The organism is Pseudoalteromonas xiamenensis (assembly GCF_030994125.1).
GTDB lineage: Bacteria > Pseudomonadota > Gammaproteobacteria > Enterobacterales > Alteromonadaceae > Pseudoalteromonas > Pseudoalteromonas xiamenensis_B.
The window spans coordinates 1,146,322-1,160,101 of the sequence record NZ_CP099917.1 but is presented as its reverse complement, the minus strand read 5'-3'; the positions used below and the strand labels follow the sequence as shown (position 1 = coordinate 1,160,101).

The following is a 13,780-nucleotide window of genomic DNA, read 5'->3' as shown; positions in this document are numbered from 1 at the left end:
GTTTCGCATTACTATTGAGCGTAAAGATGGGATTACCTACAATACACGTCATCAATTGATTACAGTAGATAAGACACAATGAACGACACAACGACATTACCGGCATTACCAGATCGCCTATCAATTAACCCGCGCAGCAAGTTCTACTCTGAAGAAGTACTTCAGCACGATATCGGCATTCGCTTGAATGGCAAAGAGCGTTTTGATGTTGAAGAGTATTGTATCAGCGAAGGTTGGGTTATGATTGCCTCTCCAAAAGCATTAGACCGTCGTGGTCAGCCACTGCTTATCAAATCAAAAGGCACGGTAGAGGCATTTTATCGCGAAGCGTAATTCGCTTTCCGGCCTTGTTAGATAAAAAGGAAACCTCAGGTTTCCTTTTTTACTTTACGTATTCACCAAAGTTAATCCAGTCGAAATGTGGCCGTTTGTGGTATGCTGTAATTCATTAAGGCCAACATGCATGGAGTGTAAGTATGTCTATTTCTCTACTTTTCGCGGTTTCTAGTTGGATAGCCAGTGCAGCATCCTCTGTTTATAAATGTGACAATGAGGGCACCATCGTATACTCGCAGTTTCCTTGTGGAGACAATCAACAAGTGGTCACAATTACACCACCGCCGAAAATGTCGACTAATGAACAGGCCGCCAATACTGATGATCTCAAACATCAAAAAACACTTGAACAAGTTGATATGTACGTAGAATTGGAGCAGATCAAGCGAGAATTCGAACGGCTTGAAGGAAAGCGGAATCGGTTGATGAAACAACGCGATGCTAAATTGGACGCGCTGATGCGTAAAAAGCAAAGCGCGAATAACAATCTTGCCGGAGCGCAATGGGAAACGAGCATCAGCGAAGAAATGAATGCAGTCAGCAAGGCATTTGATACCGACATTAAAAGCTTGGATGCGCGATTAGATAGACTTGTTGAGAAAATTAACGCGTTTACACGTCCATAGCGCACTTTTCGTATTCAGCCCACAATGAGTCAGTGCGCTCACCTGAGTACTTGCTCCTAAATCCACGTTGCCTTTCTAACAGTCTTTGCACATTTTGACGTCACGGTTTATTGCGTTTATCAATCTTATATTTTCAATTGCGTAACACTTTACTTACCTATAAGCTGGTTAAGCTTTGAACAAAAACATGTAAAGGAGTCAATAATGACACAACGCAATATAGCGACGAAAAGCGCTTTGGCACTCGTCACCCTTGGGCTAACTTCGTCCGTTTATGCCTTTGACTGCACAGGCCTCAGTACATGGGAGCAAAATGCCGTGTATACGTCTGGCAGCAAAGTCACGCTACAAAATACAGCATTTGAAGCCAAATGGTGGACTCAAAACCAAACACCTGCAACGAACAGTAATACTTATGATGTTTGGAAAGTGTTAGGGGCTTGTGGTGGTAATCAGTTTCCTGTGGTGGCGATTGATTCGCCAACGGACAACAGTATTTTGGCTGAAAATGACAGCGTTATCATTAAGGCGTCTGCAACGGATAGTGATGGCTCAATTGCCAATGTTGCATTCTATATTAATGGCAATTTACTTGGGGAAGTAAGTAAAACACCTTATGAAATAAGTTGGTCAGCGGTTCTTGGTCAACACCGATTACTTGCCAAAGTAACGGATAATGACGGTGCAACGACAGAAAGCTCGAGTGTAAATATTACTGTTCAGTCAGCATCGGGTAATGTGCCGCCAACTGTCTCGATTAAGAACCCTGTATCGGGCAGTCAGGTTAATGTAGGCAGTACTGTCAGTATTCAAGCGGAAGCATCGGATAGCGACGGGAGTGTTAAATCAGTCACGTTTTGGTTAGGTGAAACACTACTTGCGACACTCGATAAATCACCATATCAAATTGCTTGGCAAGCAAATACCGTTGGAAGCCAAACGCTAAAAGTCATTGCGACAGACGATAAAGATGCAACGACAATGTCCAGCGTTTCAGTGAAAGTGGTGGAACAGCAGTCTGGTGGTTGTGCAGGCCTTGCAAGTTACGTTGCAGGACAGGCATATAGCGCAGGCCAAATTGTCGCGCATAATAATCTTAAATATCGTTGTGATGTTGCTGGCTGGTGTAGCTCTAATGCCGCTTGGGCTTATGAGCCAGGAACTGGCCAATATTGGAAAGATGCATGGACGGAAAGTGGGTTGTGTGCAGCTGTGCCTACAGTTCAGTTTCAAACACCAGCGCCGGACAGCACAATATTGAAAAACGCCGTGACTAAAATCCAAGTGACGGCAAATGACGCTGATGGACAAGTGAGCCAGTTGGCTGTCTTTGCAAACGACACGTTGCTTACACAAGTAAGTCAAAGTTCATTACTATTTGACTGGACGCCAACCCGTGTTGGTAACGTAACCTTAAAAGCACAAGCAACTGATAATGAGGGTAATGTTGGTGAAAGCACACAACAAGTTGTTGTTACCGATCAATCGGTTGTAACTACATTAACGGCACCAAGCGCTGGTAGTCGTTTAGTACTGGGTAAAACAGTGCAATTGCAAGCTGATGCATCGGCATTTGCAGGTCAAATCTCACAAGTACAGTTCTTTGCCAATGGTTTGCTGCTTGGTACGGACACCACGCTACCTTATCAATGGGCTTATACACCGGCAGCAATCGGCAACGTAACATTATCGACAAAAGCCAAAGATAATGTTGGGAATGAAGCATCCAGCCAAGGTGTGTCCGTCGAGGTCGTCAATGCGCCAATTGGTAAAACACACAAGTTAATTGGCTATTGGCATAACTTCGTGAATCCAGCCGGTTGCCCAATTCCACTTTCGGATATTTCGCCTGCTTGGGATGTAATCGATATTGCGTTTGCAGAAAATGATCGAAACTCTAGCGGTACAGTGCATTTCACGCCGTTTGTTCAAGATATTCACTCAACTTGCCCAGCGATTGACCCGGCTAAATTTAAAAATGATGTCAAAGCTTTACAAGCACAAGGCAAAGTAATTGTGCTGAGCCTAGGTGGTGCAGAGGGAACGATTACACTCAATACCGATTCAGATGAAGCAAATTTTGTAAGCAGTCTTACGACAATCATCAAGGAATGGGGATTTGATGGCTTAGATATCGATTTAGAAAGCGGTTCAAACCTAGTACACGGTTCGCAAATTCAAGCGCGTTTGCCTCGTGCATTGAAGAAAATAGAGCAGAACATCGGTGGTGATATGTACCTTACTATGGCACCAGAGCATCCTTATGTCCATGGCGGTATGATTGCGTATTCGGGGATTTGGGGAGCATATATTCCTTTGATAGATGAGCTGCGCGATATGCTTGATTTGCTGCATGTGCAATTGTACAACAATGGTGGTTTACCGAATCCTTATGAGGCGAGTAGTGCACCAGAAGGTTCAGTAAACATGATGGTTGCACACGCGAAAATGCTGGTGGAAGGTTTTAAACTCGCAAATGGTCAACAATTTGCGCCACTGCGTGATGACCAAGTCGCCATCGGTTTACCATCGGGTCCTAAATCGGCAAATTCAGGTCAAGCACCCACGGCGAATATTATCGCGGCACTCGATTGCTTAACGAAAGGAACACAATGTGGGTCAATTAAGCCTTCTAAGTCGTATTCGCAATTTGGTGGCGTAATGACCTGGTCAATCAATTGGGACAAATTCGATGGTTATAACTTTTCAAAACCTATCGGCGATAAATTGACTCAAATGAACCAAGGGCAGTAATTTTGCGCTGTTTTTGCTCGTCGGTATTACGTAAAGTTGCGTAATACCGACTTTTCTTGTTTCTTTGATGCAAGGGTTAGTTTGACCTTATCTTTGTGTGTTGAGTGAGCACATTTACAAAATGTGGCAACATACTCAACTCAATTCGTTGTCCGAAATGGTCACCGTGATCACCATCAAAGACAGTGACTTTGACAATACTGTTAGCTTCCTCGCTAGCTACTTTTAGCGTTACGCAGCCGTTTGTGATCCAACGAAACTCATCATGGTCACCGACCTCAATCAGGACCGAATTCAGTTTATTGAGCACGGAAGAGGACTTGTACATAGATAAGATGTCGCCGAACCCAGCTTGCCATGTTGGATAAGCACTTTTTTCCTCGGAATAATGTAGACCAAACGCCTCATTAGGGCGACTCGCAAAAGCGCCACCATAGGCCAGAATGAACGCGTAATCGCTATTCTCATCGCCATTATCCCAAAGCTTATCACCTTGGAATGAGGCGAACTCCTCATTCAGGTATGCCAACTTATCGTCAACTTTTGCATAGTTTTGGCGAAAGGTATTGTAGTGCGTTATTGCCGATTTATTAGAAAGAAACGAATCTTCAAGGCCCGTTTTGTTGAACACACCAGGACTTAATGCGTAAACATGCCCGAAATGGTTTGGATATCGAGCGGCAAGTCGCAACGCGCCCGTGCCACCCATTGAGTAGCCCGCTATCGCGGTAAGATTTGGATTATGGGTGACTCTGAAATGACTACGTACCCAAGGAATGGCCTCTGACATAATGAAATCCTCAAAATGGCCATGCGCCTTTGAATTAACGTAAAAACTGCCACGTAGCGGTGTATCCCCATCCAGCATCACAACAATAAACTCGACAGGTTGGTTTTTAGTACCGAAGCGGTCAATGCGTTTTTCCATTGGAAGTGCAAAATCATTCGACCAACTGTAGGCACCAAGAAAATAGACTACAGGGTAAATTTTGTCCGGAGCGTTATCATAGCTCGCTGGCAGATAGACACTGATGACCCGCTCAGGATTTGTGCCAATGACGTTGTTTTCGATCGCTTTTGAATAGTAGCTATGGCGTTCTAATTTTGCATTTGCAAAGGGGCTGCAAAGCAATGCAAACAGCAAAATGAAGGAGAGTAATTTTGTCATTTCTATTACCGATTTTGTTATTGCTTTAGACACTAAAGGTAAGTTAAATAGAAAACAAATATATAGAATTCGGGTATTTATATTACATGGATATAAATAAGTTGGATCTCAAAAAGTTAAAATACTTGGTAACCGTTGCACAAGAATTGAGCTTTAGCCGCGCCGCGGAGCGATTGAACATTGCGCAACCGCCATTAAGCCAGCAAATAAAAAAAATCGAAGAAAGCTTTAATATCAAGTTGTTTGAACGTTCAACTCGTCAGGTTAAATTGACGGCTCAGGGCGAGCGCATCGTGCAACAAGCGGGTCGGGTTTTGGAAGCGCATAGTGAGTTAATGCAGTATATCCGATCTCAATCAGACGTCGATAATGCGCCACTAAGATTAGGGGCTATTGGACTTGCCATTGACGTTTTAATAGCGCCGCGCATGATGGCATTTCGTCAACGTAGGCCAAATGATGTCATCCAACTTGAGGAAGGTACAACGCAACAATTACTGACACAGTGCCACAATAAGCTGATTGATGCCGCCGTTATTCGCCTACATGAGATGAATTTACCTGAAGAACATTTGTATCTTCTGAAGCGCGAAGCATACGTATTAGCCGTGCCAAAGTCTTGGAGCGAGTTCGGCGAGCACGTTTGTTTGTCGCAACTCAAAGGCAAACCCTATATTGGTTACCCTCGGGAGCTTCATCCTGAACTCTATGACGAAATCTATGCGGTGCTTGATTCTGTAGGTGTTATGCCAAAGCTAGTTCAAAAGGTGAGGACGAAATCAGCAACACTGGCGTTGGTGGCCAATCAAATTGGGTGTGCAATCGTACCAAAATCACTCTCGACAAAGTATCAGCAGGACATCCATTTTGCGTATATTGAGCAAGCATTGCCAACGGTAGATTACTATTTTTATTGCCAAGATAAACGTCTGCATCCCGGAATGGCAGACTTGATTAAAGTATTAAAAACATAAGGTTAAAGAAGTTTTTTTGTCAAAGAAAGCGAGCCAGCGCAAAAACCTCTGGCTCAATCATTCACGATGTAGCGAGTCGCTTACAGGGTGTTAAGTTTAGTTAGAATTTCAGAATAGTCTTCGCCTTTGATTTCATTGGCGTATTGCGTACGTACGAGCGTTAAATAGTCGTAAGCCCGTTCTTCGGCTTCTAAACGACCATAGATTTCCGTATCCCACGTTTTATAGGGTTTGCCTGGGAAATAGGCTTGTACGATACAACCTTGCGGTGCCATAGGCTGCATTTCATGACCTTCGATTGAGAACGATTGTTCCGCTTCAACATCCATTTGGTACATTTCTTTTGCCTGTGACAGCGCACCCCAGCAACCGTTACCAAAAGTGCGGACATAGCCCATTTTACTTGCTTTGGTGTCAACTGCTGCGCCTAAACTCGAAAGTGTTGATGCCATCGCTTTAGCTTGTGAGCGTACGAAACTTTGCGACACATAACCATTGACATAACGCTCAGTAAGTACAGTTACATTAAGTGACGCCATTAACGAGTAAGATGTCGTTAGCGCATAGGCATTAGAGTTGTACCCTAAGTCGTATGCACGGTGATAACGCAATGTATTAACATAGTTTAATAGGCTACTTAAAATCGCAGAATCAAAGCGGCCTGAATTTAATGAATCTTGGTAGTACTCGAAAGTGGTACCAAAACCATTTAATTGGCTTTTGGCATCGTAGACGGCATCGGTGATGATGACGTCAGTGATCATGTTTTCGATTTTTTGTAAATCTTCTTCGTGTAAACGAACGATCGCAGGGCCTGTTGATTCACCGCTACCAAATAATAAATTCTTAATAAAACTTTTTGCTTGGCCTGCAATAGCCCCCTTGGCTTGATCAAGTAGCCATGACGCGACAACACTTGTCGTAACAGGGTCGACAACCATCGTGTTCATTTCTTGATTATCGAGATACACGTCATTTTGAATCGAGGATACTGTGGATTCTGCTGCCGCCACATTCAATGAACATGCCAGTGCAACCACGGAAGCAATTGACGAAAGTTTAAGTGTGTTTTTCATAAAATTTTCCTTTTATTGTTTTCCAATTTGTTCTTACCAAAGGAGACGTTATATGCAGCAACAATCGCCAATGATAAAATGATGTTAAAATTAGATGTGTAAAACATCAATAGTAAGTTTCATATTGGTTTGTAACTTAATTTTTCGACGTGTTCACCTTTATGCTTACGGTGCTGCAGAGGACGGATAAAAAACCACATTAAACGTGAATAGTAGGGTTCAATGACTTGGTCTAAACGACAAGACATCTATTTAAGGTGAGCGTTAGTCGAAAATGTCAACACAGGCTCTTTCGATGAATTAAGTAAAATGGTTTCGAAAAATTTTGACTTGTTTCATTGCTAATCTATATTTCTAAATGATATAAATTATATCCATGTGGAATATGCGAGCGTGAAATGGGTCACAGTGAAATGAACACGACGTTTGGGCACACAGCAACTAAGTCGCTGATACACGTAGAAGCCTTTTTAGACAGCGATAGCGAAACCTTTAGCTATGTAGTTGTCGACAGTCTCACCAACAAAGCGATTGTGATTGACCCAGTTCTGGATTTTGACTACAAATCCGGACGTACTAGCACTGAAAGTGCCGAAAAAATACTCACTCATCTTAACCAACATGGTTGCCAGTTAGAGTGGGTGCTAGAAACCCATGCACACGCCGATCACTTGTCTGCAGCCCCATTTTTAAAAGCCAAAACTGGCGCTAAAATCGGTATTGGTGAGCATATTAAAGAGGTTCAGCAAACCTTTAAAACTATCTTCAATTTAGAGAAATCCTTTTTGCCCAATGGGGCACAGTTTGATCGTTTGTTTCGAGATGAAGAAACACTCACCGTGGGTGATATGTCTATTCGGATAATGCATACCCCAGGTCACACTCCCGCAGACTTGGCTTACATCATCAATGAAAAAATGGCTTTTGTTGGTGATACATTGTTTATGCCGGATGTTGGTACTGCTCGCTGTGATTTTCCGGGTGGCAGTGCTAAAACCTTGTATTACTCGATTCAAGCTTTGCTGGCCTTGTCGCCACAAACTGAGTTGTATGTGTGCCACGACTATCCGACTAAAGACCGCGGTCATGAATACTGCACAACGGTTGAACAACAACGCAAGTTGAATATTCATGTTCATGACGGGGTGAGCGAGGCGGAATTTGTCGCACGCAGAGAATCCCGTGATAAAACGCTGTCGATGCCTCGTCTTATTTTGCCCGCCATTCAACTCAACATTCGAGCTGGCGACATGCCTCCGGCGGAAGACAACGGGCAAATCTATCTAAAAATTCCGTTGAACATGCTCTAGTCTGCACAATCGGGAGTACGCACGTGATATTGCAAGCGCTATTTGGCGCCACAATAATCGGCCTGAGTTTGGGCGTATTTGGGTCTGGTGGCTCGATTTTGACGGTGCCGATTCTAATGTATCTGCTGGATGTACCCGCTCCACTGGCCATTGCCTCCTCATTGGCGATTGTGGCTGGGATTAGTTTTGGTGGGAGTATTTTTAACGTGTTGAAGCGCCAAGTGAGTTATAAGCACTTAATTTTGTTCGGTCTCCCTGGCATGTTTGGTACTTATTTTGGAGCTTGGTTTGGCTCCGTCATGGGGAGCAAAATTCAGCTTTTCGTGTTCGTCGTACTGATGAGTATTGCGGCCGTTTTTATGTGGCGAGGCCGTAAAGAGTCTGCTCCGACAAATGCTCAGCCCTTGCATCTATTGTTGCTAGAAGGATTTGTTGTTGGGGTCGTTACCGGGTTTGTTGGCGTCGGTGGAGGTTTCTTAATTGTGCCCGCCTTGATGTTTTTTGCCGGTCTCCCAATGTTACTCGCAACAGGGACAAGCCTAATGATTATTGCGCTCAATGCTAGTTCGGGATTTATGAAATACTACGAGCTCTATAGCTCACAAGCGATGACCTTTGATTGGCCACTGATAGGTATCATGGTGTTTGGCGGTATTTTGGGTAGCTTGTTTGGTCGTTCACTTAGCACGTTGTTGCCCAAACAATCGTTGCAAAAGGGGTTTGCGGTTTTCTTGCTCGCCATGTCTAGTTTTGTGTTCGTGCGCAGCGTCTATTTATAGCGTATTTAGAGGGTTATATGATCAAATCATCTCAGCAGTTGGTTGAACAAGCAAAAGGCGCAATACGTGAAGTGACGGTGACTGACCTTTTTGAAGCACTTCAGCACGCTGACTCGATATTAATTGATGTGCGTGAACCTGAAGAGTTTAATGCCGGCCACCTAGCCAACAGCGTCAATTTTCCAAGAGGTGTACTCGAAATGAAAATTCACCTACACCCGTTGGTTTGCGATTTGTGTGATAAAGATGCGCTTGAGTGTCTCGCGCATCGACCTATTTACCTCATTTGTCGCTCAGGTGCGCGTTCTGCACTAGCGGCGCTCAGTCTAAAAGAGATGGGCTTTGATCAGGTTTACTCCGTAGCGGGTGGTTTTATTGAGTGGGTTGACAATAACTTGCCTGTTGAACACCGTGGTCAGGCTTGTGCCTGAGACCACGGTTTTAATTTACGCTAAGCATCCGTTTCATCACGTTTTTCGAGAGATTTAGCTGACTGCTTTAGATTCAACATGAGCACCAATACCGTGGCACAGGACAGCGACAATGCCGTTGCGATTGCGGCGCCTTCGATGTCATATTTTGGAATAAAGTAAAGGTTGGCCACTAAATCAATCATTATTGCCGCCGCGCCAACATAAACGATTTGTAAGCCATTCCCGTTGTACTGTTGCCAAGTAACACTCGGTGCGGCAAACGCCCAAACACTGTAACCGGCAATCAGCCAAACAAGTGCGGGTTCCGCGTTGAGATAACTGTCACCAAAAATAGCTAACAACGAATTCGAAAAAATAAACAAGACAGTCGCTATTACCGCAATCACCAAGATGGTGATGCGTTGGGCTTTTTTAAACAGAACAAGGGCTTGATCTGGTTGTTTGTCAAAATAATGGCCTATCAACGGCATAAATAGACTGGCAATCGTCACTTGGGTTACGGGAATAAGGTGCGCCAACGTATTCGCCGCGCCAAAATGACCGACCACGTGCTCTTGTGAAATCAACTCCAGCATAAAAATGTCCGTTTGATTCAGCAGCATCGTTACGAGCATGGCAAGCATCATCGGAATGGACAATTTAAGCAGTTTGGAGGTATCCAAATGGTAAGTCGGTTTCAAGGATTGCAACAACCCGAGTTGTTTTAGATACCTGAATTGCCATAGCAAAATAGCGATGACAACGATAATCCCCGCGGCAATGACATGAATAACCGACATCGAAGTAAAATACTGAGCGAGCAACAGAACACTAAGTGCTTTTAGCACAGGAAGTACAATGCGCCATGGCAAGTTCGAGGCGGCGAGTCTTTTTGCACTTTGCAGCACTCGGCTTAGTATCGCGCCAACTGCAATGAGTGGGACAGCAAGGACCATAAATGCCATAGCGTGATGGTCTTGTTTATCAAAGGACAACAGATACAAAAAGCTGGCAGCCCAAGTTAGCGCAATAACGATAAAGCTCAGAACAAACGCATTTTTCAGGTAAAACGCCAAATAATCAACAATGGTACTGGTTTGCTGTTCTGAGATAGGTCTAGCTAAAATACGGGGAGCTAACCTATCGCCTCCTAATAAAACGAGTACCGACATCAGTGTTGTGAAGCCATAAGCAACTTTGTAGTCACCGTATTCGTGCACACTTAGATGTCGACTTAGGGTGAGGTTAAAGGCATAGTCTGCTGCGTATCCAAGAAAAATGGAAATCACAAGGAAAACGGCCCCGCGGCTTAAATACTGATTGTGTTGTTCTGACATACCAGTCTGAATTTAAGAAGAATAATGAATCATTTTAACATTTATTTATCATTTGGGGCATCTTCTCGAAGCACGATATGGGATTTATTGCGAAGTCGTTCAAGCAGGTAGGTCATGACCGCCTTTATTCTCGGCGTATGGCGCAAATTGGGGTGCGTGAGTATCCATAAATCAAGAAAGGGCCTGCATTCTTCGTTAATCGGCACGAGGTTAGGAAAGTGTTTTGCAATATAATACGCCCCTCGGATCATACCGAGTCCTTCACTGGCCATTTTGTGTCGCGTCACTAAATCCTCAACCTTAAAACGTACTGGCAGGTGCGGCCATGGTGATTGTTCGGTCCAATTTGCATCAATGCCGGTTATCCATTCTCGTTCAGGCACAGGCGTGTGTTCTAAATAATCGGTCGCAGCAAAATAACCAACATAGATGGGAAACACTCGGTGTCCAACTAAGGTATCACCCGGTGCGTTCGAAACGCGGATCACGATGTCGGCTTCACCTTGATTGAGGTCAGCAAAGTCGTACGATGTTGTGATTATAAGGTCAAGTTCGGGGTGCCGCGTTTGGTATTCAGTTAAGTCATCCAGCAACATAAACTGCAGAATCGCCGGTGGAAGAGAGAGCGATATTCGACTTTTTGGAGCGACATTCATACTGGAAAGTACACGCTCTTGCTCGTCAATCAGTGAACGCATCTGTTGTGCTGTTTCAACAAGCATGCGCCCGTATTGCGTGATTGCAAGCCCTGATTGAGTTGATTCAACGACAACAGAGCGAGCAGCACAATTTAATTGGGCAAGTCGCCTTGAAACGGTGCTGTGGTTTACCCCCAATTTCAGTGCTGCTTCCCGAATACTCTGACTTTGATGTAGTGCAAGGAGTAGCCGATAGTCATCCCAATTTTCCATTCGTTGTGCCACACCTCTCCATAACATTATGTTTGTGGAATAAACGCCGTATCTGCAGAGTGAATTGCAAATGCGACAATACGCCAGCCCTGTTCCTGTTTATACAATGTATAGCTTGCGCCGACAACATCTACGATGTCAGCATTTTTATCGCGCCGAATGGCAATGTTGCTGGCCAGCGCCATATGCTCCCCAAGCAAATGTATATCAACCTTTTGCCAGTTTACGTGTGTTACGCCTCTTGCTTTTAAGGCGGTGAGGAATTGTTGTATCTGACTATGCAGTTGTTCATCTGAGTAAAATTTGGGTGGTCGGCTGTCAGACATAACAAGAACGTGTTCTGCATACAATATGGGTTCAAACGGTAGTTGAGACGATTTAATATACTGATTGTATTTAGTCGATACTGAAATTCACTTAATTGATTGATCTTCTTGATGATCTAAACGATCTTACTATCCTCATTTTGCAAGGTTTACATTTTCACCCCGCAAAACCTTGCAAAATGGAGATCAAAAATGAAGCCAAAAGCGACCAACCATACACCACAAAAACACCTGTTCGCGATCGAATTGATTGACCTCGTGGCACCCAACCATGAACTCGTTAAGTTGGCCCACACCATTGATTGGCAGCGTTTAGAAGCCGAATTTGGTCAACTTTACAGTGCAGATAGTGGCGCGTTGGGAAAACCGATTCGATTACTGGCTGGATTGGAATATCTTAAACAAATTCATAAGCTTTCGGATGAAAAAGCCGTCGCCATGTGGTGTGAAAATCCCTATTGGCAGTATTTTTTTGGGATGCAGTTTTTTACCCATCATATGCCGTGTGACCCAAGTTCTATGGTGCGTTTTTGCAAGCGAATTGGCGAGCAAGGTACGGAATTAATGTTGTCGCTCACCGTCGATGTCGGACTAAAAGTCGGCGCGGTAAAAGAAAGTAGTTTGCGCGAAGTGGTGGTGGATAGCACCGTGATGGACAAGAACATCAGCTTTCCAACCGACAGTAAACTGCTTGAACGATGCTGGAAAAAACTAGTCGACCTTGCCAAACACGCAGGTATCACACTGCGACAAAGCTATGCGAGAGCAGGTGTGAAGGTCGCAAACTCAGTCAGTCGCTATGCGTATGCCAAACAATACAAGCGGATGCGTAAGGCGTTGAAAAAACAAAAGTCGTATCTTGGCCGTGTGTTCCGCGACATTCTTCGTAAGTTAGATACCAACCCTTCAGCGGCGCTGGTCGTTCAACTCCGCCAAGCTGAAAAACTGTTAAAACAAGATAAATTCAGTAAATCGAAGCTGTACTCACAGCATGAGCCACACGTTGAATGCATAGCAAAAGGCAAAAGTGCAAAACCGTACGAGTTTGGGGTGAAGGTCAGCGTGGCAACGACGGTGAAAGAACAGTTTATACAGTGCTGTCATGCGATGCACGGTAACCCTTATGACGGTGACACCTTGTATCGCACCTTGAGGATAGTCGAAGACGTCGCCAACGTGCATCCGTTTACCTGCTTTGTAGACCGAGGTTATCGGGTTCATATGGCAGAGCGCTACGATGTCTTTATTGCAGGTCAAAAACGCGGCGTGACACCTGCGAGTAAGAAAAAACTCAAGCGCTGCAATGGCATAGAACCCATCATCGGGCACATGAAAAGTGATGGCCATTTGGGATTAAACCGCTTGAAAGGCATATTGGGCAATAAACTCAACGCAATCTTAGCGGGTATCGGGCAAAACTTGAGAAAAATCCTAAGCCTATTGAGGTTTTTTTACGTCTGGATTTTATGTTGGTTGAAAATGTGCCTGAGTTGGAGAAATCGGACAAATATCGAGTTGTTTAGCTAGGCTTGTTGTGGATGAATTGGGAACTAAAACGCTCGGTTATCTGGAAAGTTGAGATTTTCAGAATCGACTAAGTAATTTATACAGCCATTTACAAATACAGTGTTTCTAATATTTACACAAAAACCCGATTGCTGTATAGTTCGCCCCCATTTTTCAGTGTAATAAACACCCAATTCAAAGGAAATATAGATGCGGATGTGTTCAACCGTTCCCTTACCTTATATCAAAAAATATGATGTTTTT

Annotated in this window: 13 protein-coding genes; 8 read left to right on the top strand and 5 right to left on the bottom strand. The window is 44.1% G+C overall.

The window, feature by feature from the left end:
• Positions 1–78: 78 nt before the first annotated feature.
• From NI389_RS05285 to NI389_RS05275, 3 genes are all read left to right on the top strand, one after another.
• Positions 79–333 (top strand): DUF3297 family protein, encoded by a 255-nt coding sequence (locus tag NI389_RS05285; protein ID WP_208843865.1) that lies wholly within the window; start codon positions 79–81, stop codon positions 331–333.
• A gap of 143 nt (positions 334–476) precedes the next feature.
• A complete protein-coding gene (locus tag NI389_RS05280) occupies positions 477–962 on the top strand; it encodes a DUF4124 domain-containing protein (RefSeq protein ID WP_308361874.1) in 486 nt (161 codons plus the stop codon).
• A gap of 204 nt (positions 963–1,166) precedes the next feature.
• Positions 1,167–3,716, top strand: a complete 2,550-nt coding sequence (locus NI389_RS05275; RefSeq protein WP_308361873.1) for an Ig-like domain-containing protein — start codon at positions 1,167–1,169, stop codon at positions 3,714–3,716.
• Between the two features lie 76 nt (positions 3,717–3,792).
• Here the strand turns inward: NI389_RS05275 and NI389_RS05270 are convergent, their stop codons facing one another.
• Positions 3,793–4,884: an alpha/beta hydrolase gene (locus NI389_RS05270; RefSeq protein ID WP_308361872.1), complete on the bottom strand. Its 1,092-nt coding sequence runs from the start codon at positions 4,882–4,884 to the stop codon at positions 3,793–3,795.
• Positions 4,885–4,970: 86 nt separating this feature from the next.
• On the opposite strand from NI389_RS05270, the gene NI389_RS05265 reads away from it, so the two are divergent.
• Positions 4,971–5,858: a LysR family transcriptional regulator gene (locus NI389_RS05265; protein WP_308361871.1), complete on the top strand. Its 888-nt coding sequence runs from the start codon at positions 4,971–4,973 to the stop codon at positions 5,856–5,858.
• An 80-nt stretch (positions 5,859–5,938) separates the two neighbouring features.
• Here the strand turns inward: NI389_RS05265 and NI389_RS05260 are convergent, their stop codons facing one another.
• Positions 5,939–6,934, bottom strand: a complete 996-nt coding sequence (locus NI389_RS05260; protein ID WP_308361870.1) for a hypothetical protein — start codon at positions 6,932–6,934, stop codon at positions 5,939–5,941.
• 398 nt (positions 6,935–7,332) lie between these two features.
• Between NI389_RS05260 and NI389_RS05255 the strand changes: the two genes are divergently transcribed.
• From NI389_RS05255 to NI389_RS05245, 3 genes are read left to right on the top strand one after another with little or no spacing between them, the layout of a single operon-like run.
• Positions 7,333–8,244 (top strand): MBL fold metallo-hydrolase, encoded by a 912-nt coding sequence (locus NI389_RS05255; protein ID WP_308361869.1) that lies wholly within the window; start codon positions 7,333–7,335, stop codon positions 8,242–8,244.
• A gap of 23 nt (positions 8,245–8,267) precedes the next feature.
• Complete coding sequence (locus NI389_RS05250) at positions 8,268–9,023, top strand: sulfite exporter TauE/SafE family protein (RefSeq protein ID WP_308361868.1); 756 nt, start codon at positions 8,268–8,270, stop codon at positions 9,021–9,023.
• 17 nt (positions 9,024–9,040) lie between these two features.
• Positions 9,041–9,454, top strand: a complete 414-nt coding sequence (locus tag NI389_RS05245) for a rhodanese-like domain-containing protein (protein ID WP_308361867.1) — start codon at positions 9,041–9,043, stop codon at positions 9,452–9,454.
• A gap of 20 nt (positions 9,455–9,474) precedes the next feature.
• On the opposite strand, the gene NI389_RS05240 is transcribed toward NI389_RS05245, so the two are convergent.
• Genes NI389_RS05240 through NI389_RS05230 form a run of 3 tightly spaced genes read right to left on the bottom strand, consistent with a single transcriptional unit; the run spans position 9,475 to position 12,010 of the window.
• On the bottom strand, positions 9,475–10,773 hold the full coding sequence (locus tag NI389_RS05240) for an oligosaccharide flippase family protein (RefSeq protein WP_308361866.1): 1,299 nt from the start codon (positions 10,771–10,773) through the stop codon (positions 9,475–9,477).
• A gap of 41 nt (positions 10,774–10,814) precedes the next feature.
• Positions 10,815–11,696: a LysR family transcriptional regulator gene (locus tag NI389_RS05235; protein WP_308361865.1), complete on the bottom strand. Its 882-nt coding sequence runs from the start codon at positions 11,694–11,696 to the stop codon at positions 10,815–10,817.
• A 14-nt stretch (positions 11,697–11,710) separates the two neighbouring features.
• Positions 11,711–12,010, bottom strand: coding sequence for a DUF6841 family protein (locus NI389_RS05230; protein WP_308361864.1), 300 nt, complete (start codon positions 12,008–12,010; stop codon positions 11,711–11,713).
• A gap of 192 nt (positions 12,011–12,202) precedes the next feature.
• Between NI389_RS05230 and NI389_RS05225 the strand changes: the two genes are divergently transcribed.
• On the top strand, positions 12,203–13,537 hold the full coding sequence (locus tag NI389_RS05225) for an IS5 family transposase (RefSeq protein WP_308361863.1): 1,335 nt from the start codon (positions 12,203–12,205) through the stop codon (positions 13,535–13,537).
• Positions 13,538–13,780 lie beyond the last annotated feature (243 nt).

Coding starts and splice junctions, on each gene's coding strand:
- NI389_RS05285 (WP_208843865.1), top strand. CDS start 79: ATGAACGACACAACGACATTACCGGCATTACCAGATCGCCTATCAATT.
- NI389_RS05280 (WP_308361874.1), top strand. CDS start 477: ATGTCTATTTCTCTACTTTTCGCGGTTTCTAGTTGGATAGCCAGTGCA.
- NI389_RS05275 (WP_308361873.1), top strand. CDS start 1,167: ATGACACAACGCAATATAGCGACGAAAAGCGCTTTGGCACTCGTCACC.
- NI389_RS05270 (WP_308361872.1), bottom strand. CDS start 4,884: ATGACAAAATTACTCTCCTTCATTTTGCTGTTTGCATTGCTTTGCAGC.
- NI389_RS05265 (WP_308361871.1), top strand. CDS start 4,971: ATGGATATAAATAAGTTGGATCTCAAAAAGTTAAAATACTTGGTAACC.
- NI389_RS05260 (WP_308361870.1), bottom strand. CDS start 6,934: ATGAAAAACACACTTAAACTTTCGTCAATTGCTTCCGTGGTTGCACTG.
- NI389_RS05255 (WP_308361869.1), top strand. CDS start 7,333: ATGGGTCACAGTGAAATGAACACGACGTTTGGGCACACAGCAACTAAG.
- NI389_RS05245 (WP_308361867.1), top strand. CDS start 9,041: ATGATCAAATCATCTCAGCAGTTGGTTGAACAAGCAAAAGGCGCAATA.
- NI389_RS05240 (WP_308361866.1), bottom strand. CDS start 10,773: ATGTCAGAACAACACAATCAGTATTTAAGCCGCGGGGCCGTTTTCCTT.
- NI389_RS05230 (WP_308361864.1), bottom strand. CDS start 12,010: ATGTCTGACAGCCGACCACCCAAATTTTACTCAGATGAACAACTGCAT.
- NI389_RS05225 (WP_308361863.1), top strand. CDS start 12,203: ATGAAGCCAAAAGCGACCAACCATACACCACAAAAACACCTGTTCGCG.